Source organism: Enterovibrio norvegicus FF-33, assembly GCF_000286835.2.
Classification (GTDB): Bacteria; Pseudomonadota; Gammaproteobacteria; order Enterobacterales; family Vibrionaceae; genus Enterovibrio; species Enterovibrio norvegicus_A.
The window spans coordinates 213,451-234,425 of sequence record NZ_AJYD02000013.1 but is presented as its reverse complement, the minus strand read 5'-3'; the positions used below and the strand labels follow the sequence as shown (position 1 = coordinate 234,425).

Genomic DNA, 20,975 nt, shown 5'->3' with positions numbered 1-20,975 from the left:
CCCTGATGATGTTCGTCGTCTTTTAGTAAGGAACACGTAATGTCTGTATTGATCGAAGTCTGTATCGATAGCCTTGAGTCTCTTCCTATCGCCCAACGCGCTGGCGCTGGACGTATTGAACTTTGTAGCTCTTTAGCCACAGGTGGCTTAACTGCCAGCGCGGGTTACATGAAGCATGCCGCTCGCATTGCAACGGTTCCTGTATATGGCATTATTCGCCCACGCGAAGGGGATTTTCTGTATTCCAGCGACGATGTTGACATCATGCTGGAGGATATTCATACCGCTAAATTGGCGGGATTAAACGGTGTGGTGATTGGCGCACTTGGTGCTGACGGAAAAATCGATGAGGTAGCGGTTAAAGCGATGATCAACGCCGCTTCTGGAATGGGTATCACCTTCCATCGTGCCATTGACCATTGCTCGGCCCCGTTTGAGGCGCTGGAGTTCTTGATGACTAATGGCGTAGAACGCGTGCTGACCTCTGGACTTGCCAAGCGTGCCGACGAAGGTATTAACACGCTAAAAGACATGGTAAAGCTGACCCAAGGCCGACTCAGCATCATGCCGGGCGCAGGGGTTTCTCCAGAGAATGCAAAACGCATTATTGTCGAAACAGGCGCGACAGAAATTCACCTTTCCGGTAAAACCACGCGCCCATCCTTGATGAGCTATCGCAATGAGAAAGCAACCATGGGCAGCGGCGAAAGCGACTTCGCAATAACCGTGACCAACCCAGACACCATCTTACACATGGTTGCGGCGCTGCAATAAGCCAAGCTCGCACTTTTCCTGACGGGGGATTGCAATGCTCCCCCATCCTTCTTAGGGTGAACAAGACCAAGTAGCACGTCACCTATCGCTATAAGGCACCCGAATAAGCAGGAGCGACAGCAGCATGGCAAACGCAGACAAATCCGAAATCACCCCGAAAAAACGCAAACTCACCAAAGAAGCCTACGAAAATACGCTGGCCGATCTTCAAACTGAACTCGTCAAACTTCAAGAGTGGGTAAAACACCAAGGGCTAAAAGTCGTGGTGGTGTTTGAAGGGCGTGATGCCGCAGGAAAAGGTGGCGTGATCAAACGCATTACAGAGAAACTCAACCCTCGCGTTTGTCGAATTGTCGCTCTGGATAAGCCCAACGAACGTGAACGCTCTCAATGGTATTTCCAACGTTACGTTTCTCACCTTCCTGGCGCGGGGGAAATCGTGTTGTTTGACCGCAGTTGGTATAACCGCGCAGGCGTGGAAAAAGTGATGGGATTTTGCAGCGACGACGAGTACGAAGAATTCTTCCGAACCTGTCCTGAGTTCGAGCGCATGCTGCAACGCTCTGGCATTATTTTGCTGAAATACTGGTTTTCAGTGTCTGATGAAGAACAAGAAAAACGCTTTCAAGAACGCATAGATACACCGATAAAACGCTGGAAGTTCAGCCCAATGGATTTAGAGTCTCGCAGCCGCTGGGTAGCTTATAGCGAAGCCAAAGATCGCATGTTCTCCTACACAGACACCAAAGAGTCACCGTGGTGGGTCGTCGACGCCGACAACAAAAAACGCGCACGCTTGAACTGCATTTCTCACCTTCTCTCGAGCATCCCTTATCAAGACATTCAATACGACAAAATCGCACTGCCTGAGATCAGCAAAGAAGGCTACGTGCGTGTGCCATTAGAGAGCCAAAGCTTTGTGCCGGATATAACTGAAGATCTCTGATTCTTACTGAACATGCTTACATGTAGTTTTTACTGTACGTGCTTTTATATATAACAAAAAAAAGCGGTGAATCAGCTTTACCGCTTTTTTTAAAATCATCTTACTTGGCTCCGCACTACACCGTGCGCTAATCCACTTTACGTTGCGGATTCACCTTACCGCCCGTGACAGGATCAGATTTTCCTTCCGCAATCATGCGTTCAGCGCGGCGGCGACGGATCTCTTTGGGATCAGCCATCAAAGGGCGATAAATTTCAATGCGATCGCCATCGTGAACCAGCGCATCCAGTTTCACCAAGCGGCTAAACACACCCACTTTGTTCTGTTTCAGATCAATCTCAGGGTATGCATCCAAAATGCCAGAATGACGAATAATGTCTTCCACATGCATATCAGGTGTCACAATCGACTTAAACACACGCTGCACGTCGGGCAACGCGTAAATCACTTCAATATGCAGCAGCTTATCATCACTCATACACGACTCTCGCCCTTTGCGTAAACGCCGTCACCATGTTGACCGCTAACTCGTTAAACACCCGGCCAAACGCCATTTCCACCAAACCATTGGTAAATTCAAAATCCAGATTCAGCTCGATTTTGCAGGCATCTGCATCCAGCGACGTAAAATGCCACCCGCCGACTAATTTACGGAACGGGCCATCGACCAGCTCCATCTTAATCGCTTGCCCTTCCACCAACTCATTGCGAGTCGTGAAGGTTTTACGGATACCCGCTTTAGCCACATCCACCGATGCTGTCATCGCACTGCCCGTCGCTTCTAACACGCGAGATCCAGAGCAACCCGGCACAAACGCAGGGTAAGCTTCTACATCATTAACAAGCTTAAACATTTGTTCAGCACTGAACGGCACAAGTGCAGAACGTGTAATTCGCGGCATACCATCTCCTCATTGCCTGATGTCACATCATATCATCGGAGCGTATTTATCCCCAAACGTCTTAAAAATGCAGAAGATAGGCTGTGTTTTAGCCATCCAACCCCGCCTTTATGTGAACGAAACTGGCGAGAATCCAAAAATCCCATAAAAACTATATCGCCCGTCACTACCACTACGTATAATGCCGCCATTATGGTAAAGAAAAATTCAAAGAATAAAGCGGGCGCCAATACAATTGCGCAGAACCGCCAAGCTCGCCACGACTACTTCATTCAAGATGACATTGAAGTCGGGCTTGAGCTACAAGGTTGGGAAGTGAAAGCCCTACGAGCCGGTAAGGTCAACATCGCGGAAAGCTACGTGTTTTTCAAAGATGGCGAAGCTTACATGTCGGGTGCCACTATTACTCCTCTTAACGTTGCTTCTACGCATGTAGTGGCAGACCCTACGCGTATCCGCAAATTATTGCTGAAACGTCGTGAACTAGACACACTGATGGGCAAGGTAAACCGTGAAGGTTACACCCTTGTTGCTTTATCTATGTACTGGAAACAGTCATGGGCTAAACTTAAGGTAGGTCTGGCGAAAGGTAAAAAACTTCATGACAAACGTGATTCTTCAAAAGATCGCGATTGGGAACGCGATAAAGCGCGTATCATGAAGCATTCAACCAGATAATCATTGACGCAGCAGGGCTTTATGCTAAAATCTGCGTCAGAAAAAATCCGGGGCTGATTCAGGATTCGACAGGATCAAGAAGGCTCGTGGAGCATGCCGAGGGGCGGTTTGCCTCGTTAAAAGCCGCAAAACTATAGTCGCAAACGACGAAAACTACGCACTAGCAGCTTAATAACCTGCTAGAGCCTGCCCTCCATAGCCTCTGTCTGTAGGACGTGGGTCAAGGGCAGTCAAACCCAAACAGAATCGCGTGGAGGCTTACACCTAATAGCCAAAGCGTTAAAACTAAATTAGGTATGTCATTACATAGCGTGTCTATTCGCAGTGTGGTGCCGAGAATAAAGATAGACTAAGCATGTAGCGCCATTAGTTAGACTGATTTTGGACGCGGGTTCAACTCCCGCCAGCTCCACCAAATTCGTATACGAAGACGTCTCACGACGTACAAAAAGCCCGATGAATCAATGATTTGTCGGGCTTTTTTAGTTTCAGGCGATCTCATGGCATGTCATAAAATCCGGGACGACAGGGACCATGGCAAGGACCATACTGCGAAAAACACCACTACTGTGGTCCATGCAGCCAATACGGAGTCCAGCTTATGACTACTGTCGTCAAACCACTCACAGATACACAAATCAAACATGCAAAAGCGAAAACCGAAGATTACGCCCTCTGCGACGGTTTTGGTCTTTATCTACTGATCAGAAAATCAGGTACCAAGTCCTGGCAGCTGCGCTATCAGCATCCAATCACTAACAACCGGAAGAAGCAGACCCTAGGCCGCTATCCTGCCTTATCGCTGGCACAAGCTCGGAGTCGACGCGATGAGTCTCTTGGGTTACTAGCCCAAAAAATCGACCCTATCGAATTTGAAATTGAGAAAGCAAATAAAGAAAGAGAGTCACAGAAAAACTCGCTGGAAGCGATTTCTAAAGATTGGATGTTGGTTAAAGCCAGCACAGTTTCAGCAGACTATATGAATGATATTCGAAGCTCTTTGGTCCTACATTTATTTCCCCAAGTTGGTCACGTTCCAATCAACCAAGTTACGCCTCGACTGCTGATCGATGTATTAAGGCCACTAGAAGCCAAAGGCAACCTAGAAACACTGCGACGCGTCATTCAACGACTAAACGAAATCATGACATTTGCGGTCAATACTGGGCTGATAAGCATGAATCCAGTTGCCAACATCAAAGCAGCTTTCAAAGCGCCCAAACCGACTAACCAATTGACAATACCACCCAGTGAACTTCCAACATTTCTCCAGCGATTATCAAGAGCACAAGTTCGGCCAGAGACACGCTGCCTAATTGAATTTCAGCTTCACACGATGGTTCGTCCTAACGAGGCGTCTGGTGCTAAATGGGAAGAGTTCAATTTTGAAGACCTCGTATGGGTAATCCCATCAGAGCGAATGAAGAGCGGCAGAGACCATGTGATCCCATTGTCACTCCAAGTCATTGAAATGTTAGATTTCATGCGTTCCATTAGTTGTGGCTCTCTATTTGTGTTCCCTTCAATCCGAAATCTCCATCAGCCAATGTGCAGGCAAACACCCAACCAGGCAATTAAACGAATGGGTTATGAAAATCAGCTTGTTGCTCACGGTCTCAGATCGATAGCCAGCACTACATTAAACGAGATGGGTGCAGATCCAGAGGTTATCGAAGCATGTCTAGCACACATCGATAAGAATCAGGTAAGACGTGCATACAATCGCTCTACGTTCCTTTCACACCGCAAAGCAATTATGCAAATGTGGAGCGATCACATAACAATGTGCTCTCAAGGAAAGTGGTCTTTGCAAAAGTCTCCAATCCTCCGCTTACCATAAGTGCTGTGACATGTGACAGCTGGGACAAGCTTTTTCAGCTGTCACATTAACGAGCTGATGTGACCCCACCCAATACCAGATCAATGCGTTGTCTTCTCAATATCCCCACCGCTGTCTATAAATTTTAACAAAACAGTACTTGTGGTAGGACTATATATCCATTGACCACTTCGTCTCGCATCGTGACACCCAAACATCTACATACACGTCCTTATTTCGTTACAAATGTACCGTCATGAACAGAAAAGGAATGAATATATATGTTCGGTAACGAGACAGAAAACAGATGCCAAAAGTATTGGGCTCAAGCGAACTATATCCTTGCAAGAGATCTGGTAGAAGAATGGTGTCGACTAGAGGATGGACAAGAACAATGCCGCTTAGCTAAGAGTCATGCACTCATCGCAAGATGCGAGGAAGGCGAGATCAATACTATGCTAACTAACGGAAAAACAGCATTTACTGGGAGGATGCATGAATACTATAAAAACGGAATACTACTCGTTGAAAAAGAGAGTGCATTTGATTGGATTGAGTCTTTCGCTCCCGACACCCACCCTCAACTAAAAGAAAATCACTCCCGCTCTGTTAATTGGATGGCAGAGGTTATTTTTCGCCTCGCACTTCAAGCAACAGGTCCCAGCAGTGGAAAGCACTACAAGGATGCTGATGCCATCATTAGCCTTATTTGTGATGACGAATTCTATATCGGTGCTCAAACTCTAGCGAAAGTTCTCAAGGACACAGGTCACTACGAATAATCGTAATTACGATTGTTCTCATCGTAATTACGACAAGCATCATCAAGCGTCCTATTAAATACATAGCCATCTACTGCAACAACCGGAGACAACAAGATGGCTACACCGACCACCAGCAACAAATCGCTTCCGCCTCTACTACGAATCGAGCAAGTGCTCGAATTGATCCCTATCAGCCGAACGTCCTGGTATCGAGGTATTCAGGACGGGCTATACCCTCAGAGCATAAAAATCGGTCCTCGAATCGCTGTTTGGCGTCGGTCAGATATCGAGCAATTGCTAACCGTCCTATCTAGGGAGGTGGACGATGAGTAATTGGTCCCGTCACATAAACATGAAAGCAAAAGTGAAGTCATTGAACATTCGCTTAGGTATCTTTCGCAGCAGTTCGCCGACTAAAGAGCTCTTGTTTGCCGAAATGCTGCTGAGATACCCCGATGGGATCTTTAACACAGATGCAGTCGTAGCCTTTCACCTTTCAAGCGCATCTAACTACGCTAGCCGATTAGCAAAAAAGCACGATGTTCGAGTGGTCAAGACCAGGCAGTACAACCCGTACCTGAATACTCATGCCACTAGCTATCGACTCAAGGACCGTGAAGCAGCACGAATATTAGTTCGGCATGTTCGCAACCTGCGAGAGCAACTAGAGCTTCCACCAATAGATACTGATGAGTACGAGAAGCTGATATACCGACACCTGCCCAGCAATGGCAACTTTGCATTCTAGGGTCCCGTTATGCCGCCCATTAAGGGCGGCTAATTATCAGACTGTATGTCGAGGTTTCAAATGGATATACCAACCCTGCTTTCATATATGAAAAGCAAAGGTATCGAGCCAACAAATCACAATATTCTCGCTCAAGCCCAGCCTTCACGCTTTATACGTTTCCATTGTGAAAATGACAAACAAGGCACAAAGAATGGTTGGTGCGTAATTGACGCTAGCGGCTGTCGTGTATGTTTCGGCAACTGGCGTGACAATCAGTATTACTGCTACTTCAACGACAATGCTATGAAGGCAGCTCATGAACTCGCCTCGGCTTCACGCAAAATGATCAATCAAGCATCGAAAGATAAATCAATTAGCCAAAGTGAAGCAGCGAGAAAAGCAGAGAACATGTGGAACTTTGCTGGCCAGGCAAATAGCTCGCATCCCTACCTTTCAGCTAAGCGAGTAAAGTCATTTGGATTGAAGCAATGGAACGGAAAGTTGCTTATCCCACTTTATGACCGTCGTTATAAGCTGACTAGCTTGCAGATCATTGCATCTGAAGGAAACAAGCGCTTTCTTGCCGGTGGGCGTGTCAAAGGGAGTTTCTATATGCTGGGAGCTGCTGACGGTGATGGCCAAAATCAAACCATTCTGATTTGTGAGGGATATGCTACCTCTGCCACCTTACACGAACTAACTACGTTGCCCTGTGTCGTGGCATTTAATGCAAATAATCTAGTCGAAGTGTCCGATGAAATAAAACGACTTCATCCTAAAGCGAACATCATAATTTGTGCTGACAACGATCACACCACAGCCAGCAATCCTGGGTTGCTATCAGCAGAACGAGCTGCGACACGAACCAAATCAGAAATAGTTTATCCGCCCTCTATTCCAGGCGTATCAGACTTCAACGATCTCGCGAATATCAAAGGCGTTTCGTTCGTTAAAAAAATCTTATATACATGCATTGAAGGGACTCAACATGAATTCAGCGGCTGAAAAAAACGGTGTCACACCTGTCACATGTCACGCAGAAGATAGCAGTAACGTAAAACCTAAGGCAGCAGACAGCGAGCAAACCTTACGTGACTTTACCCCCAAATCACTTCCTTGTTTTCAAGTTTTCGATACTGCATTCCAATACGAAGGTAGGCGAATGAAAGCTGGGCTTTACTATCTTGGGCTGAACCGCTCAGGCGATCCAGCGCCCCCTAAGAAGATTAGCGATCCAATCTATATTGAAGCGAAGACTAGGGACAAGAAAAGCAGTAAATGGGGGACGCTACTCGCTTGGCATGACCCAGATGGGTTACCCAAAAAAACCATCATCAGCGACTCAACACTTTCTGCTGCTCCACAGTCAGCACTGGAAGTATTGGCTGACGGTGGTTTGAAATTGAACCCAATACACAAAGGCCTTTTACTTCAATATATCGCTACAAGTGACGTACTCAAACGAGGTGTGGTTGTTGAAAAACAAGGTTGGGCAAACGATGAGACCTATGTGCTACCAAATACAACTATTTCAGCTTGCCAGATTGAGAGCTATTTTATAGCAAGTAGCTACAACCTAGAGACAAGCTCCGCAAAAGGCACTCTTCAACAGTGGCAAGAAAACGTGGCTGCACTGTGCGTAGGGAACTCTAGGCTGTTATTTGCCACATCTATGGCATTTGCGGCACCGCTTTTGCGAGCGGCGAACGTTCAGGGGGGAGGGTTTCATTTTTTTGGTGGCTCTTCAATTGGAAAAACACTAACTATGCGGGTTGCTGCAAGTGTGATATCCAATCCCGACAGCACTATTTTGACTTGGCGCGCTACCGACAACGGCCTTGAAGGTGTCGCTGCTAAACACAATGACAGCTTGCTATTACTGGATGAGTTAGGTCAATTCGACGGGCGGCGATTAGGGGAAGTTGCCTACATGCTGGCCAATGGCTTAGGTAAAGCTCGGTCCAATAAATTAGGGATTGCAAACAAACCATTTTCTTGGCGTTTACTGTTTATGAGCACTGGGGAAATAGAGTTTGCAGATCATTTACGTGATTCAGGGGGGCGCGTAAAAGCTGGGCACGAGGTGAGGATGATATCTATCCCTGCTGACGCAAAAAAAGGTCACGGCTTGTTTGAGAATTTACATGGCTGCAAGACATCACTTGATTTTGCAAACCAAATTCAACACATCACATCCGACTTCTATGGTTCGGCGTTCTTGCCGCTCATCGAATTCATAGTCGACAACAAAGCGCTAGTGCAAACGATGATAAATGATTTAACTAGCGAATTCATGACGTCGTTTTGTCCTGAAAATGCTGACAGCCAAGTGAAGCGTGCTGCAATGAGATTTGCTTTGGTAGCAGTAGGAGGAGAGATTGCATCATTTTCTGGTGTAACAGGATGGCTCAAGGGTGAGTCAATACGGGCTGCGGGCCACTGTTTCAATGATTGGATTCAGCACAGAGGAAGTATCCACTCGCACGAAGAAGCTGAGGTAATAAGCAGAATACGAACAGCAATCGTGCAACGCGCGCACTTGTTTGAGCATATCTGCGGGCAAAATCAGATCAGAAGCCCACTATCAAACCGCCTAGGCTTCTACCAAGACGAGGCGTTTATCTTCACCTCAGAGGGTTTTAAGGAAGTAATGAGCGGCATCAGCATCGATTTTGCAGAACAAGTGTTGAAGAGGCAAGGACTCATTAAGCACGGTATCGGTAAAGAAAGACCCCGCAGAAGGCTTCCCGATATTGGGCAGCAGCGCGTGTATATTATTCACTCTGCTGAACTAGAACGGTGTGACAGCGTGACAGTGTGACAGTGTGACAGTGTGACACTGTGACAGGAACCTTTTAGGCCAACAACAAAGAGTGCAATCTCGTGTTGCACTCTAAAATGCAATAGAAGTCTATATTAGTTACTTAGCCACTATCCGCCCAGTAGTATTATCCATTCGATACTTTGAAATATCACCGTCCAAAATGTGCTTAATCACCTCGATTACTGTCGCTAGCGGAGCATGAAACCACTCTCGGGGGCTGTAGTTCTGGCCATCATGCCCTCTAAGGGTGATGTTCAGTCTTTGGGATCCTAAGAAACCATGAACCAGTGTCTCTAACTTATGCGCGTCTATGTTGTAGCACTCAGTGGTCATAACAACGCGAACTGGAGCCTCAAGAAATGTTCTATCTTTCTCAGCATATTTAATGCGATCTTCAACTGCACCGTCAGTAAAACCAACTTTGTAAAGGTTAGTCTTGTATGGAGCCAGCGCACTGTCAGTGCTCTTACTCGCGAGAACATAAACCGTTCCCGTTGGAATTGGGTTATCGCTAGGCTCAAGAAGTGGTCCGGCACGAACGACTTTCTGGCCTTGCTCATCTCGTACTAGCCCATGCGTTAAAGACTGAAACAACATATGAGATTCGGTACCATTCTCAAAGACAAGGTGAAGCCTAGCATTATAGCTACTGTAGCCTTCTAGCCTTTCGCCAGCAGAATGAACATAGCCCATTACGCCACCAAGAATGAAAAAGTCACCAATATGTATCTGTAGTTCATGTCGAAAGCGTTCTAATGTTGCCGAACCTGCCTTTAGCTCCTTCTGAGCAGCCTCAAAAACAGAAACATAACGAGGGAAGTCTGCGCACGGCTGACGTTTAGCAATTTCATCTGGCTGAGATTTTTTCTCTGTTGGTACATGGCGCATAGTAAAGATGTCTGGGGCATCAAACTCCAAAAGGCCATCGTCATCATCAAAAATGTCATCTAATGACGTTACCAATTCGGATTTATCCAACTCAAAAGAAGGCGTTGGTTCAAATGCGACTTGAGTAGCAGTATCTAAAGACTGAGAAAAGTGAGTCGGCAAACCATCTAAAAGCAATCCGTAAGGATCAAAGTCTTTCAATGCCTCACATTGCTCAGGATTAGATTTAAAGGCCTTTAGGCGTCGAGCTAGCTTCTTCTCATCAAATGAGTCCGCGTCATCTTCTGGCGCACGTCCATGCTTTTCATAGAAAACCGTTATGTCTTCGTATTGGCTGGCAGAAAGGTTGCCTGCGGGAGCCTTTACTTTTAGTGGTGCTACATCAAGCAGCCCCAAATCATCTTCTTCCGAAAAAATATCATCCAGAGCTAGCTTTGGAATGTTCTTCGATGAACGTAAGCGGATCACGCATCACCCTCTTGCTGAGCCATTCGTTGTTGTCTCATCTTGCGGATATAGGAAAGAACTTCAGCGTAGCGTTGTTCTATAGGATCAGAAGAATTTAGTGACGGATGGCGCTGGTTCTCCTGAGTAAAGGCTTTGATTCTCGGCCACAGCATGACAGCTTCTTCCTCACTCACTTTTGCCTGTGAAGATCTTACCGTTTCTTGAATGGTCTTCAGCATTGCCGCATTCACTGTTTTCGAGAGAATCTCATAGGCACCATGGAAGGGATTTACTGAATCAATTAAGTCAATGTTCAGGTTTTCAATATTGATGAACTTATCGCCCATCTTGATGAACTGACGGCTAGCTCCAGACTCATCATTGCTTGGTTTACCATTCCCATTATGACCAGACAACCCGTTATCATCGATAACAGCATCTTCAGGTAAATCTTTTTCATCAACCAAACCACCGTGCTGACTGATGTACATGCTCTGCAATAAACCAGATTTGATTTGCTCTACCTCATGCTCTTCCAAATCAGGATAAAGCGTTTGGATAACAGAAGGTAATTCAATTTCGTTGATAACTTCAGGAGGCATGGCTTCGGTAATGACACCTTTCACCACAGCGTTTTTTGCCATCAACGCTGACAGGATTTCTCCTTTGTCACCATTCAAAATATCAATGACCTTCTGAGAGACTGTTGACGATGAGTCATCGATAATTACAGTGTTCTTTGGTAGGGCTCCACCCGTCCATTGCGAGCGCGGTTTAAACTGAATGCTCGGTGCGAGGATTTGCTCCATCAGCAACGACGTCGTGATCGCTTTGAGCATATTGTTCACCGACACCTTAACATCATCGTCCTGTGCGTCTGGCTGTGCGATAAGGTTTGTAAATTGTGCGTGCGTTTTACCTTCACAATCTCGGGTCGCGCGTCCGATGATCTGCACGATTTCGGTCATAGAGCTGCGATAGCCAATCGTCAGAACATGTTCACAGAAAGGCCAGTCAAAACCTTCTTTTGCCATGCCCAACGCGATGATGATGTCCATCTGATCCGCTGTCTCAATGTCGCGGAGATAGGCTTGAACTTTCGGACGCATATAAGCGTTATCATCAACCAAGTTGGCAATGCGGAGTGTTTTTCCTGATTTCCTGCATACAACGCTATAAATACCCGTATCTGGGTCTTGAACGACTTCGTCGCCCAACACTTCAAGAATGGCATCGACTTCTGTGTATTTATCTTTTGTCGACTCACCTGAATTCACATTGGGAATGTGAATGATGGTCTTCTTTGATGGGTCAAGAACAGAAGGCAGCGCATCAATGTATCTGTTTTGATAAAAATGATATCCAATACCGAGCGTTTTTAGGTACTTATAGCCGTTCAACTGCTCATAGTATGTGTATGTAACTTTGGTAAATTTTTCTTCGTCTTCTGGCAGTAGAATTGGAACGGTATCACCGCGAAAGTACGACCCTGTCATCGCCAGAATATGTGCAGAAGAGTGATTCATCAGCACATCAATCAAACTACCCAAGCGACTGTTTTCATCTGCAGAAACGTGATGAAATTCATCGATGGCGACCAGACAATTATCAAAATCGCTTGGTGTTAGTTTGTCGAACACACTACGTAGCGTTGAATGGGTACAAACCAATGTTTGATCATCGCTTTCCATAAAGCGCTTAAAAACGTTTGCTTTACCTGCTTCGCTGCCGCTGGTACAGAGGTTGTACTCTGGCTTAATCTTCCAATCTGCGAAAAAGCCAAACTTGGTCAGGTCAGTATCTTTAAAAGAGCTGCCGATGGACATTTCGGGCACGGCAACGATGACTTTTCTTAGCCTCTGGTGAATAAGCTTATCCAGCCCCAAAAACATTAACGCGCGAGATTTCCCCGATGCTGGCGGTGCTTTAATCAATAAATATTGGCTATTGCGCTCTGCAAATGCCCTCGCCTGCATCTCTCGCATGCCCATGTCGTTGTGACTGGCACTTTGCCCCGTCTGAGCGTAACTCACCTGTAAGATGTTGTTGTTCATTTCTCAATCCTTTTGCCAACTAATTGGTACTTATTTTTCTTGTTGTTTAGCGACCATTTCTTCATAACGAGCCAAGAGGCAACTTAGTCGTTCCGCTGTGTCTTTAAATGGCTTTTCTCGATAGAGTTTATCTACGGCAGCATCAAGTGCTTTATGCGCGGTTAATAACTCAGCGGGCATAGATTCTGGGTTATATAACTCAGCTAGTGTCTTTCCAGGAAAATCCTCTCGCACATAGAGTATCTCCTCAGCTAAGTTGATTACACTTTCTCTCTGGTTTTCAGATACTTTTGGCCAGGGGAAAGTGTTATACACAACTGAAGCAGAATATCGATAATCGCTCTTTAGCCTACCTGCAACTAACCGCATCCAATCGTTATGGATTGCGGAACTTAATATACCGAATTCATAGGGTGAGCCATTTGGGAGTATATAGTTCAGGTCAGTTGAAATAACGTCGGCGGGAAAGAACCCAAGAGGGACATATTGTCGCCGTTCAGAAGACACGCGAGGCAATAATATATAGCTCCCCTCCTTCGGTTGGCTGACCTGCATGAATATATGTGGCCGTTTCGCCATTTTTAATGCTGCGGGATGACCTGCTTTTAGTCTGAGCTCTCTAATAGCATCAGTTCTTTTTTTTACCTCTGGCAAGGAGTCGAGATCATCCTCCGTTGCATCAACCAACCAAAGACACCATCGTTCTTTAGAATGGAGAAACTCAACAGCACCAAGTGTTTTTCTTATCCACTTTTCTGCATCGGGTTCCTTTTTGACCAATTCATCTTTTTCTGCAGTCGACAACAATAGGTTGCCACCATCAGTAGGCTTGTTACCGAATAGCAGCGGAGGAATCCCTTCCACCATTGGCTTAGTCCTTGTCAAAACACAACTATTGCTACCCTCAACCAAGTATGGGCTAATGTTTTCAACAGATTGACAATGCCAAGCCCCATTGACAAGTTGATAGAGTTTCGGTTGGTCATTGCAGGCAGAGAGGCCAACGATAATTACATGGACAGCAGCTTTGTCTTTTGCGTTATTCGACCAAGCAAATGTTGGATAAGCAAAGTGTATTTTTATACCCAATTGAAATATCGGAGGCCATAATGTTGCAACTTGTTCACCTTGACAAATTGAGTTGGTAGCAACGAAAGCCAGTTTAGCCTTTGAGTTTTTAATAAAGTTTGCACCTTTCCAAAACCAACATGCAACGAAGTCTAGATAGCCCACTGCCTTGAAGCCCGTAAATACATGCTGCATATCGCTTTTCTGTTGGTCCGAACGCCCCAATGTACCTAAAAAAGGTGGGTTGCCGATTACATAAACTTCATCATCTTTGGTCTTTGGACATACATCCGACCAATCCAATGCCAAACTATTATCACTGACAATTTTACCTGTGGCTCTTAAAGGCAAAGCAGGCTCAGCTGGACCAATATGCTCTTCCCATTGCTTATTGATTTGATGCTCTGCCAGCCATAGAGAAAGCCTTGCTATTTCACAGGCAAAATCATCAATCTCTATCCCGTAGAACTGATCCAAGTGAATATTGCTGATGAAGAAACCAGGATCGATGGCCATCAATGCTTGGATGACTTCAATCTCAATCAGTCGAAGTTCTTTGTAAGCGATGATAAGGAAATTGCCGGAGCCACAGGCAGGATCGAAAACCTTGATTTTCCCCATTCGAACAAGGAGCTTTTTGAGTCCATTTGCGCTTTTGCGTTGTTTTTCCAACTCAGCTCGAAGAGGGTCAAGAAACAGTGGTTGAATAACCTTCATGATATTGCTGTAGGACGTATAGTGCTGGCCCAAACGTGCGCGCTGATCGACATCAATGACAGCTTGGAACATGCTCCCGAAGATATCAGGGTTAATCGCGCTCCAATCTTCAAGGCCACACTCAATAAGAATGCGACGCCCTTTTTTACCTAGCTCTGGGATTGGCTCATCGCTTTCAAACAAGCCACCGTTTACATATGGAAAATCAGTGAAATGCTTCGCTTTACGTTGACGGAACTCACTACCTTCTGGGCTGTTCATCACCAAGAACAGGTCTGAAAGGAATTGATCTAAGTCGCTACCATCTTTGTGGGTGCAGCTTTTAATCGCTGAAGTAAATTGTCCTTTCTGCTTGAAAATCCCGGTATCTTCGGCAAATAGACAGAACAACAGACGTGTAAGGAATACGTTTAACGCGTGAATATCTTCAGGTTTGCTGAGGTCATTATGAATACGGATAAGGTCAAACAGCTTACCCATTTTTACCGCAGCTTTTACATCAGCAGGCTTTTCACTATTCAAAATGGCCTTTTCTAAGCCCACCAAAGGTAAGAAGAAACTGTAGTTGAGGTGCAGTACTTCAAAGTCAATATCCAAACGCTCATTGGTTGCAGTATCCCAAGCTAAGAATCGTTCAAAGTCAGTCGTGAAGATAAAGCGAATCTTGTTCTTTGCCATGAAAGGATCAGAAATGTTCTCATCCAGTGCTGCGTCTATGTCTTCCCCTTTTTCTGTTGGGAAAAAGTAGATCTTGTTCTTCAAACCAACATGGCCCGGCGATTTTGCGATGTTACGTGTTCCACCCTGACGTATCTGAGTGATCGTCGCCTTAGGAAGTTGGAATGCAGTGAGAAACTCATAAATGAACTCGCTAGAGTCCGCAGAGGTTACGAGTTGTTCGAGGTGATCGAAGATTTTTGCCTGATTAACGGCCATGGTGGTTCCTTTGGAAGATCAATCTAATGGCAGCGATTGATTGCGCTGATATCACGAAGTGGATAGCAAGAGTAAAGATAGACAATCAACGCCATCAAATAGCATGGATATGTATCTTAAATTGTCCAGATTATATATCAAGATTGCCGTTCATCGTCGATTAGTGACTACATATATATTGGAGAGCAAGATCTATCTCTGAGCTTACAAAACACCCTTATTCTCTAATTTTATTGGATTAATTCTTCCTCGCCGTTACACACTCATTGCTCTAATTCATGGTTAAAGCTTACTCACACTCACAGTTTTCGATGTCATGACAAGCACTCCAAGTTTAAATAACTTGCTACGCCATAATTTCAGACAACACTTTCAGCCAGGGAGTTAAACACCTCTTAATTGCTGGATGACCTATCGTGTACAAACTGGCTAAGGGTGATACACCGGACACGACTCAGATGAAAGGACATATCAGTGAAATGATCGCTGAAGCATAGCGAGCGGATGGCGTTGAGGAAATATTCAAACTCGGTGAAGACCAAGTCGACACCATCGACATTTCCGATGACGAGTATGGATCGCATCAGAAAAATCAAGCAACCCAACACCAAGATGCAACTGCTACAAAAAACTTGAGAAGGTCATCCGCGATTTCAAGAAGGTGAATCAGCTACAAGGCACCAACTTCTCTATACGCTTTCAGTCCTTGGTTGACCAATACAACGAGCGCAAAGAGAGCAACGATCTAAACGGGGCTGAGTTCGATACCTTCACCCAGCAAATGGCAGGCATGATTTACAACATCAAATCGGAAATGGTGTCGTTTGCTGATATTGGTATCTACATGGAAGAGAAAGCCTTCCTCGATATCTTGGCGCACATGTGCGAGAAGTACGACTTCACCTACGACGCCGACAAGATGCTAGAGCTAGCAAAGGAAAATGAAAGTCACAGTTGATGACTCTACTCAGTATCCCGATTGGAGTAAGCGCGACGACATCAAAGCAAAGCTGAAAATGGACCTCATCCTTTTGCTACACAAATTCGGCTTCCCGCCCGTAGCAATGGATGATGTTTATAAGGAAGTGTTACAGCAGGCTGAGAATTTTAAGAAGTATCATGGGTAAGCATCACTCTATAGCGAACAGGGCAACCGACCCTGTTTCGCTTCTGCAAGATTTCTTCTCCCAGCTATACATTGAGGACCGCTTCAATACCATCGCCAAAGAACATATCAGCGGCTGGGAGAACTGGTTGCAAATCGAATTCGCTTACTTCTTGTCACGCCGTATCTCCGACGAGAACGGGCAATGGTGGAGGGAGTACAAGATTCGATGGGACAACATGCCCCCTGATATGGATAGCGTGAAGCCCGACTTCTGGCTGTGGGCTGGCACTGATAAGCACTACCACCTGATTGAATTTAAGCAGAGCTCGTCCACCAGCAAAACAGCCTTGAGGGGTCTCAACGATGACATCGAGAAGCTCAGCAGTCTTAGCCTTGCGCGAGAGTTTGATGTGGTTGGTGATACGGAATGCTATACCTGTACCAGTAAGGTGTTTGTGTTGGTGTTGGTGTCGCAGCGGGAATCTCCAAGCGAAACAGTATGTGACGCAGCAACGACTATCGGCGGAAAAATTGGAGACTCGGGGTGGTATTGAGCTGGATGTAAAAACTAAGGCCAGAGTATGTCCCTAGCGATAATGAGCGATGATTTAATAGACACCACTAGCATTGTCAGTGACGGTGAAAACTTTGCGTAGAACTTCTTGAAGAATTGAATATAGAATAACTGACAACGAACTCAAAGCACTACAATTTTCGACGTTGATTAGCGCCAGTGTATTTACTACTGATACCCAAAAAATGCCCGTGAAAGCATCATCGAGTCGATTTTTCAGATTGCAGGCATCTGACATTCAATACATACAAAATAAGTAGTTACTCACAATACATTAGACCTAGATGTATCTGAAAACCTTCCCCCTGAGCTTATTAACTACTAGGTCAACAAGTTAAACGTGACTATTTTTTTATATACAACAAGTCTAAAAACAAGCCGTCGCGCATCGGCAGTGCCTCGACAAAAGGAGTGTGTATATGAAAGTAATCAAGTGGTCATGGATGCTTGTTTTCACTACATTCCCACCCCTATCCTTTGCATTAAGAGGGCGAGAGGAACGCTACGTTGAAGATCAACACATTATTGATGAATATAATGAGTCTATGACGGACTCAGGCTTCTTGCCCCTCATACTGATGGTGGTGATTTTTTGTGCTTGCTACAACGTTTATAATTTCCTATATGATACTCTCGAGGAGAACACATTCGAAGGGCTTAAAATTGGTCTTATACTTGGCTTAGTGACTTCTGGTGTTCCATTACTAGCAACTATGGGTCTATCTGAATTGGATTTGCTTCCATCTTCATTGAGCATTGGAGCGTGGTTGGTGGTTATGTGCATATCTTGGCTGGCAATCACAATGTGGTTCGGCCTAAAAAAATGTAACTGAGAGTTCAGACTGATAGCTAACTCCAACTGAAACCCAGAACGATGTAACCTATTCGATACTAGAAATTCAAAAAAATGCTGAGAATGTAAGATCCTCCACAGGGAGTCCATCACTGATGAAACGGCGGGAAGCCCCTCCCCGCCCCCCTTACGGTGCGAAAAGTCATCTCAAAATGGCGTTGAGCCCTCTTAATAGCAATGTAAGTTGGTTCAAGTAGCGACCAGATGTTCAAAGGGAATGTATGATTAAGACTGGTTGTTGGTGGTTTTGGCGCATAGGGCTTTGGAATTTGACGAACCTCCCAAAACAAGAAACAATATCCCCTCGGCCCACGAGGTGGACCATTTACGAAAGTTGATTCGGGATTTTTCAATCGTTACAAGTGGTTATCTCGCGGGTTCAACTCCCGCCAGCCCACCAATCGATTGGAAAAGGCCAACCTGAAAGGGTTGGCCTTTTTTTCACTTTTGGGTATGGCACTTTCAATGTTATTTACTTGCGATTTCAAACACATAACCCGATAGATCCAAAAGAACCGCTCCCTCGCAAGTGGAGAGTTTTTCTTTACGAAACTGTCGATAACATCGCCAAGTTTAAGCTTCTGCTTTCCCCTGAGTTACCGCTACCAAACAGCATAGAAGATGTGCTGAAACGGCGTTAGCTGATTAGTTGCGTCTTTAAGAGATCAGCTGTTGGCTTAAGCCGCCACTCATGCATTATTTTGACTGGTTCCAGTTTGAACCACACTTGGCTCTTTTTTCCTCAGATTTTCCAGTATCAAATCCCAGCAAGTTAATGAGTAAATTTACACTCATTAATGGAATTTCAATCAGCTTACGAGTAAATATCTACTCGTAATTTTTTAAACGAACGTTTCTTCTTATACCCCTTTCTTACTACGCTCTAGCACATCCAGACTCATCTTTGGGTAGTAAACTACTCATTAATTGTATTTTTAGCAATTTATGCGTAAATTAATACACATTAGTTTGTTTTGGAGCAACGGTGATGGAACAACTGACCATTCAAGCATTTATCAATGAACAATGGCTCGATATCGCCATCATTTCGTTTCCTGAAAGTGACCTACACAACTACAAAATGACCGCTGTTGACTATCTCCAGGACTATGCCATCGATCATTTTGAAAAAGATGACCTGCACGCGGTCTCCATCAACCACCCTGTCGCTTTTTTCTTTGAGGACAACGGAGAGTCAGGTTGGTTGAAGTTTCTCGACGACATCATGCCCAGTGGCGCCAGCAAGAAATTCTGGGTTAAACAATTGGACATTGAAGATCTTCCCGCTGCCGAACAAGACTATGTTTTGTTGAGGTATGGCACCATGTCTCCTGTTGGGAACCTGAGAGTCAAAGACTCTCTCCCTGATCGGTTCGAGCTTGCCGATAAACTCTTCTTCTCGGTGGAAGATGTGAAAAGCCGCGCCAGTGATTTCTTAGACTATGCCCAGCAGAGAGGTGCGGCTGCAGGTGGTGCAACAGGTGCAGGAGGAGAAGCGCCCAAACTCCTTCTTCGCGCTTCTATCGAAAGTAATCCGAGTGACAGTAAAATTTGGATAGATCCCTATCAGGACGACAAGAACAATCGGGATTTGCACTATCTAGTCAAATACCCAAGAGGCTCAAGAACTGACATAGATTGCGATATTCTTCGCGCAGAGTTTCATTACTATCATGAACTTACAGAGATGGGGTTTGATACCATCCCAATTAAACACATGCGTTTGGAAGAAGGAGCAAACTACCCCTCATTGTGGCTGCCTCGTTTTGACATTAGCTATAACGCTCAAGGAAAGCTGGAAAGATTTGGCATGGAGTCGGTCTATTCTATCTTGGGTAAAAGTGCTGGCGTTACCCTCGATCACGAAGAAACCATCAGAGCACTCATTGATAAAGTCACTCGGAGTTACATGGTGACGCACCAAGGGTATCAGTTTGATATCCAAGCCTTCGTTATAGAGTGGGTCAAAAGAGACCTAATAAATATCCTCTTTGGAAATAGCGATAACCATGGGCGCAATACATCATTCCTCAAAGGAGATGGCTACATCAAACTTGCACCCATTTACGACTTTGCGCCGATGAAAGCAGATCCAGAAGGCATAGCAAGAACAACGAAATGGAGGGCACCTTTGGAGGTTGGTGGAACCTATGATTTTGTGGGAATAGCAAACACCTTGTCAGACCTCGTGCCTAGCGAGGCCTTACTTGAGGCTCTGCGCGATACTGCAAGCCAGTGTATTGATCTTAAGGAAAGACTGACGGCGAAAGGCGTACCCGAAAAAATTCTCGAACTACCAGGTATTGGGTTCAATCATATTCCTGACAAATTGGCTAAGTGGGGTCTGCTATGAGCCTGAAGAAATCGGCACTCAACGAGTCAGCGAAAGCAACCGTTGCTCGCCTTAAAGCTAACCGTTCTCAGCCTTCTCAAGCACAATCTGATGAAAAAGCAGTAATGGGAAACAGTGCTTCAAACTCCCCTGTAGCCCAAAGGGTTTCAAAGAACAAAACATCTGTGAATGCCGCTGAACGCAAAAATGTCGCCAACCAGATCATCAAGCAATTGCTGTTCGGCGAGTTAACGCAAGGACAGGCCTTGAAAGCACTTAGGATCAATGTACTGGGAATGAAACAGGATGTGTACGCCAAACTGGTGGATATTTCTCGAAAAACGCTTTCCGATATCGAGAATGACCGAGGCAGTTACAAAACAGACATATTGAACAAGGCATTTAAGCCTTTTGGCTTGAAAGTGGGTTTGCTCCCATCCTCAACCAATGCCTTGAGATTGTTATTGCAGAGTAATTGAGCGACGGATCAAGAACAGATTTACGGCCCGCTCTAGACTAAGTTGTCGTAACACACCTAGACTATAGCTGTGCAACGGATGG

General features: G+C 45.3%; 18 protein-coding genes, 1 other RNA gene and 1 pseudogene. 15 read left to right on the top strand and 5 right to left on the bottom strand.

Annotation, left to right across the window (positions count from 1 at the left end; all coding sequences use genetic code 11):
• Positions 1 to 39 precede the first annotated feature (39 nt).
• Positions 40 to 774, top strand: coding sequence for a copper homeostasis protein CutC (locus tag A1OO_RS03375; RefSeq protein WP_017004658.1), 735 nt, complete (start codon positions 40 to 42; stop codon positions 772 to 774).
• Between the two features lie 124 nt (positions 775 to 898).
• Positions 899 to 1,720, top strand: coding sequence for a polyphosphate kinase 2 (ppk2, locus tag A1OO_RS03370; protein ID WP_017004657.1), 822 nt, complete (start codon positions 899 to 901; stop codon positions 1,718 to 1,720).
• 127 nt (positions 1,721 to 1,847) lie between these two features.
• Here the strand turns inward: ppk2 and A1OO_RS03365 are convergent, their stop codons facing one another.
• Both A1OO_RS03365 and A1OO_RS03360 read right to left on the bottom strand, forming a co-directional pair.
• On the bottom strand, positions 1,848 to 2,198 hold the full coding sequence (locus A1OO_RS03365) for an RnfH family protein (RefSeq protein WP_017004656.1): 351 nt from the start codon (positions 2,196 to 2,198) through the stop codon (positions 1,848 to 1,850).
• Entirely contained in the window at positions 2,191 to 2,622 is a 432-nt protein-coding gene (locus tag A1OO_RS03360) for an SRPBCC family protein (protein ID WP_017004655.1), read from the bottom strand. Before A1OO_RS03360 ends, A1OO_RS03365 begins: the two co-directional genes overlap by 8 nt.
• Before the next feature lie 192 nt (positions 2,623 to 2,814).
• Between A1OO_RS03360 and smpB the strand changes: the two genes are divergently transcribed.
• The 8 genes from smpB (at position 2,815) to A1OO_RS03320 (ending at position 9,434) form a co-directional block, all read left to right on the top strand.
• Complete coding sequence (gene smpB / locus A1OO_RS03355; protein WP_017004654.1) at positions 2,815 to 3,300, top strand: SsrA-binding protein SmpB; 486 nt, start codon at positions 2,815 to 2,817, stop codon at positions 3,298 to 3,300.
• A 49-nt stretch (positions 3,301 to 3,349) separates the two neighbouring features.
• Positions 3,350 to 3,715, top strand: a transfer-messenger RNA (tmRNA) gene (gene ssrA, locus A1OO_RS03350).
• A gap of 186 nt (positions 3,716 to 3,901) precedes the next feature.
• Entirely contained in the window at positions 3,902 to 5,140 is a 1,239-nt protein-coding gene (locus tag A1OO_RS03345; protein ID WP_017004653.1) for a tyrosine-type recombinase/integrase, read from the top strand.
• Positions 5,141 to 5,400: 260 nt separating this feature from the next.
• Positions 5,401 to 5,901, top strand: a complete 501-nt coding sequence (locus A1OO_RS03340; RefSeq protein WP_017004652.1) for a hypothetical protein — start codon at positions 5,401 to 5,403, stop codon at positions 5,899 to 5,901.
• A 96-nt stretch (positions 5,902 to 5,997) separates the two neighbouring features.
• On the top strand, positions 5,998 to 6,216 hold the full coding sequence (locus A1OO_RS03335) for a helix-turn-helix transcriptional regulator (protein WP_017004651.1): 219 nt from the start codon (positions 5,998 to 6,000) through the stop codon (positions 6,214 to 6,216).
• Positions 6,209 to 6,631 (top strand): hypothetical protein, encoded by a 423-nt coding sequence (locus A1OO_RS03330; RefSeq protein ID WP_017004650.1) that lies wholly within the window; start codon positions 6,209 to 6,211, stop codon positions 6,629 to 6,631. The genes A1OO_RS03335 and A1OO_RS03330 overlap by 8 nt, the downstream gene beginning before the upstream one ends.
• Before the next feature lie 60 nt (positions 6,632 to 6,691).
• Positions 6,692 to 7,618, top strand: coding sequence for a toprim domain-containing protein (locus tag A1OO_RS03325; RefSeq protein ID WP_158009007.1), 927 nt, complete (start codon positions 6,692 to 6,694; stop codon positions 7,616 to 7,618).
• On the top strand, positions 7,602 to 9,434 hold the full coding sequence (locus tag A1OO_RS03320) for a DUF927 domain-containing protein (protein ID WP_017004648.1): 1,833 nt from the start codon (positions 7,602 to 7,604) through the stop codon (positions 9,432 to 9,434). Before A1OO_RS03325 ends, A1OO_RS03320 begins: the two co-directional genes overlap by 17 nt.
• 99 nt (positions 9,435 to 9,533) lie before the next feature.
• On the opposite strand, the gene A1OO_RS03315 is transcribed toward A1OO_RS03320, so the two are convergent.
• From A1OO_RS03315 to A1OO_RS03305, 3 genes are read right to left on the bottom strand one after another with little or no spacing between them, the layout of a single operon-like run.
• Positions 9,534 to 10,793, bottom strand: coding sequence for a GIY-YIG nuclease family protein (locus A1OO_RS03315; protein WP_017004647.1), 1,260 nt, complete (start codon positions 10,791 to 10,793; stop codon positions 9,534 to 9,536).
• Positions 10,790 to 12,826, bottom strand: a complete 2,037-nt coding sequence (locus A1OO_RS03310) for a DEAD/DEAH box helicase (RefSeq protein ID WP_017004644.1) — start codon at positions 12,824 to 12,826, stop codon at positions 10,790 to 10,792. Before A1OO_RS03310 ends, A1OO_RS03315 begins: the two co-directional genes overlap by 4 nt.
• 30 nt (positions 12,827 to 12,856) lie before the next feature.
• Complete coding sequence (locus tag A1OO_RS03305; RefSeq protein WP_017004642.1) at positions 12,857 to 15,547, bottom strand: class I SAM-dependent DNA methyltransferase; 2,691 nt, start codon at positions 15,545 to 15,547, stop codon at positions 12,857 to 12,859.
• Between the two features lie 413 nt (positions 15,548 to 15,960).
• Between A1OO_RS03305 and A1OO_RS23945 the strand changes: the two are divergent.
• The 5 genes and pseudogenes from A1OO_RS23945 to A1OO_RS03275 form a co-directional block, all read left to right on the top strand.
• Positions 15,961 to 16,674 (top strand): annotated as a pseudogene (locus A1OO_RS23945) (type I restriction enzyme endonuclease domain-containing protein); the annotation flags it as partial.
• Positions 16,667 to 17,209, top strand: a complete 543-nt coding sequence (locus A1OO_RS03290) for a hypothetical protein (RefSeq protein WP_017004640.1) — start codon at positions 16,667 to 16,669, stop codon at positions 17,207 to 17,209. The pseudogene A1OO_RS23945 and the gene A1OO_RS03290, both read left to right, overlap by 8 nt.
• 439 nt (positions 17,210 to 17,648) lie before the next feature.
• Positions 17,649 to 18,062, top strand: a complete 414-nt coding sequence (locus A1OO_RS03285; RefSeq protein ID WP_017004639.1) for a hypothetical protein — start codon at positions 17,649 to 17,651, stop codon at positions 18,060 to 18,062.
• A gap of 1,008 nt (positions 18,063 to 19,070) precedes the next feature.
• The gene (locus A1OO_RS03280; protein WP_017004638.1) at positions 19,071 to 20,435 is read left to right on the top strand and encodes a type II toxin-antitoxin system HipA family toxin; all 1,365 of its coding nucleotides are present in this window, start codon (positions 19,071 to 19,073) and stop codon (positions 20,433 to 20,435) included.
• Entirely contained in the window at positions 20,432 to 20,893 is a 462-nt protein-coding gene (locus A1OO_RS03275) for a helix-turn-helix transcriptional regulator (protein ID WP_017004637.1), read from the top strand. The genes A1OO_RS03280 and A1OO_RS03275 overlap by 4 nt, the downstream gene beginning before the upstream one ends.
• Positions 20,894 to 20,975 lie beyond the last annotated feature (82 nt).

Excerpts from the sequence above, each read along its gene's own strand:
- A1OO_RS03375 (WP_017004658.1), top strand. The coding sequence starts at position 40 with ATGTCTGTATTGATCGAAGTCTGTATCGATAGCCTTGAGTCTCTTCCT.
- ppk2 (WP_017004657.1), top strand. The coding sequence starts at position 899 with ATGGCAAACGCAGACAAATCCGAAATCACCCCGAAAAAACGCAAACTC.
- A1OO_RS03365 (WP_017004656.1), bottom strand. The coding sequence starts at position 2,198 with ATGAGTGATGATAAGCTGCTGCATATTGAAGTGATTTACGCGTTGCCC.
- A1OO_RS03360 (WP_017004655.1), bottom strand. The coding sequence starts at position 2,622 with ATGCCGCGAATTACACGTTCTGCACTTGTGCCGTTCAGTGCTGAACAA.
- smpB (WP_017004654.1), top strand. The coding sequence starts at position 2,815 with ATGGTAAAGAAAAATTCAAAGAATAAAGCGGGCGCCAATACAATTGCG.
- A1OO_RS03345 (WP_017004653.1), top strand. The coding sequence starts at position 3,902 with ATGACTACTGTCGTCAAACCACTCACAGATACACAAATCAAACATGCA.
- A1OO_RS03340 (WP_017004652.1), top strand. The coding sequence starts at position 5,401 with ATGTTCGGTAACGAGACAGAAAACAGATGCCAAAAGTATTGGGCTCAA.
- A1OO_RS03335 (WP_017004651.1), top strand. The coding sequence starts at position 5,998 with ATGGCTACACCGACCACCAGCAACAAATCGCTTCCGCCTCTACTACGA.
- A1OO_RS03330 (WP_017004650.1), top strand. The coding sequence starts at position 6,209 with ATGAGTAATTGGTCCCGTCACATAAACATGAAAGCAAAAGTGAAGTCA.
- A1OO_RS03325 (WP_158009007.1), top strand. The coding sequence starts at position 6,692 with ATGGATATACCAACCCTGCTTTCATATATGAAAAGCAAAGGTATCGAG.
- A1OO_RS03320 (WP_017004648.1), top strand. The coding sequence starts at position 7,602 with ATGAATTCAGCGGCTGAAAAAAACGGTGTCACACCTGTCACATGTCAC.
- A1OO_RS03310 (WP_017004644.1), bottom strand. The coding sequence starts at position 12,826 with ATGAACAACAACATCTTACAGGTGAGTTACGCTCAGACGGGGCAAAGT.
- A1OO_RS03305 (WP_017004642.1), bottom strand. The coding sequence starts at position 15,547 with ATGGCCGTTAATCAGGCAAAAATCTTCGATCACCTCGAACAACTCGTA.
- A1OO_RS03290 (WP_017004640.1), top strand. The coding sequence starts at position 16,667 with ATGGGTAAGCATCACTCTATAGCGAACAGGGCAACCGACCCTGTTTCG.
- A1OO_RS03285 (WP_017004639.1), top strand. The coding sequence starts at position 17,649 with ATGAAAGTAATCAAGTGGTCATGGATGCTTGTTTTCACTACATTCCCA.
- A1OO_RS03280 (WP_017004638.1), top strand. The coding sequence starts at position 19,071 with ATGGAACAACTGACCATTCAAGCATTTATCAATGAACAATGGCTCGAT.
- A1OO_RS03275 (WP_017004637.1), top strand. The coding sequence starts at position 20,432 with ATGAGCCTGAAGAAATCGGCACTCAACGAGTCAGCGAAAGCAACCGTT.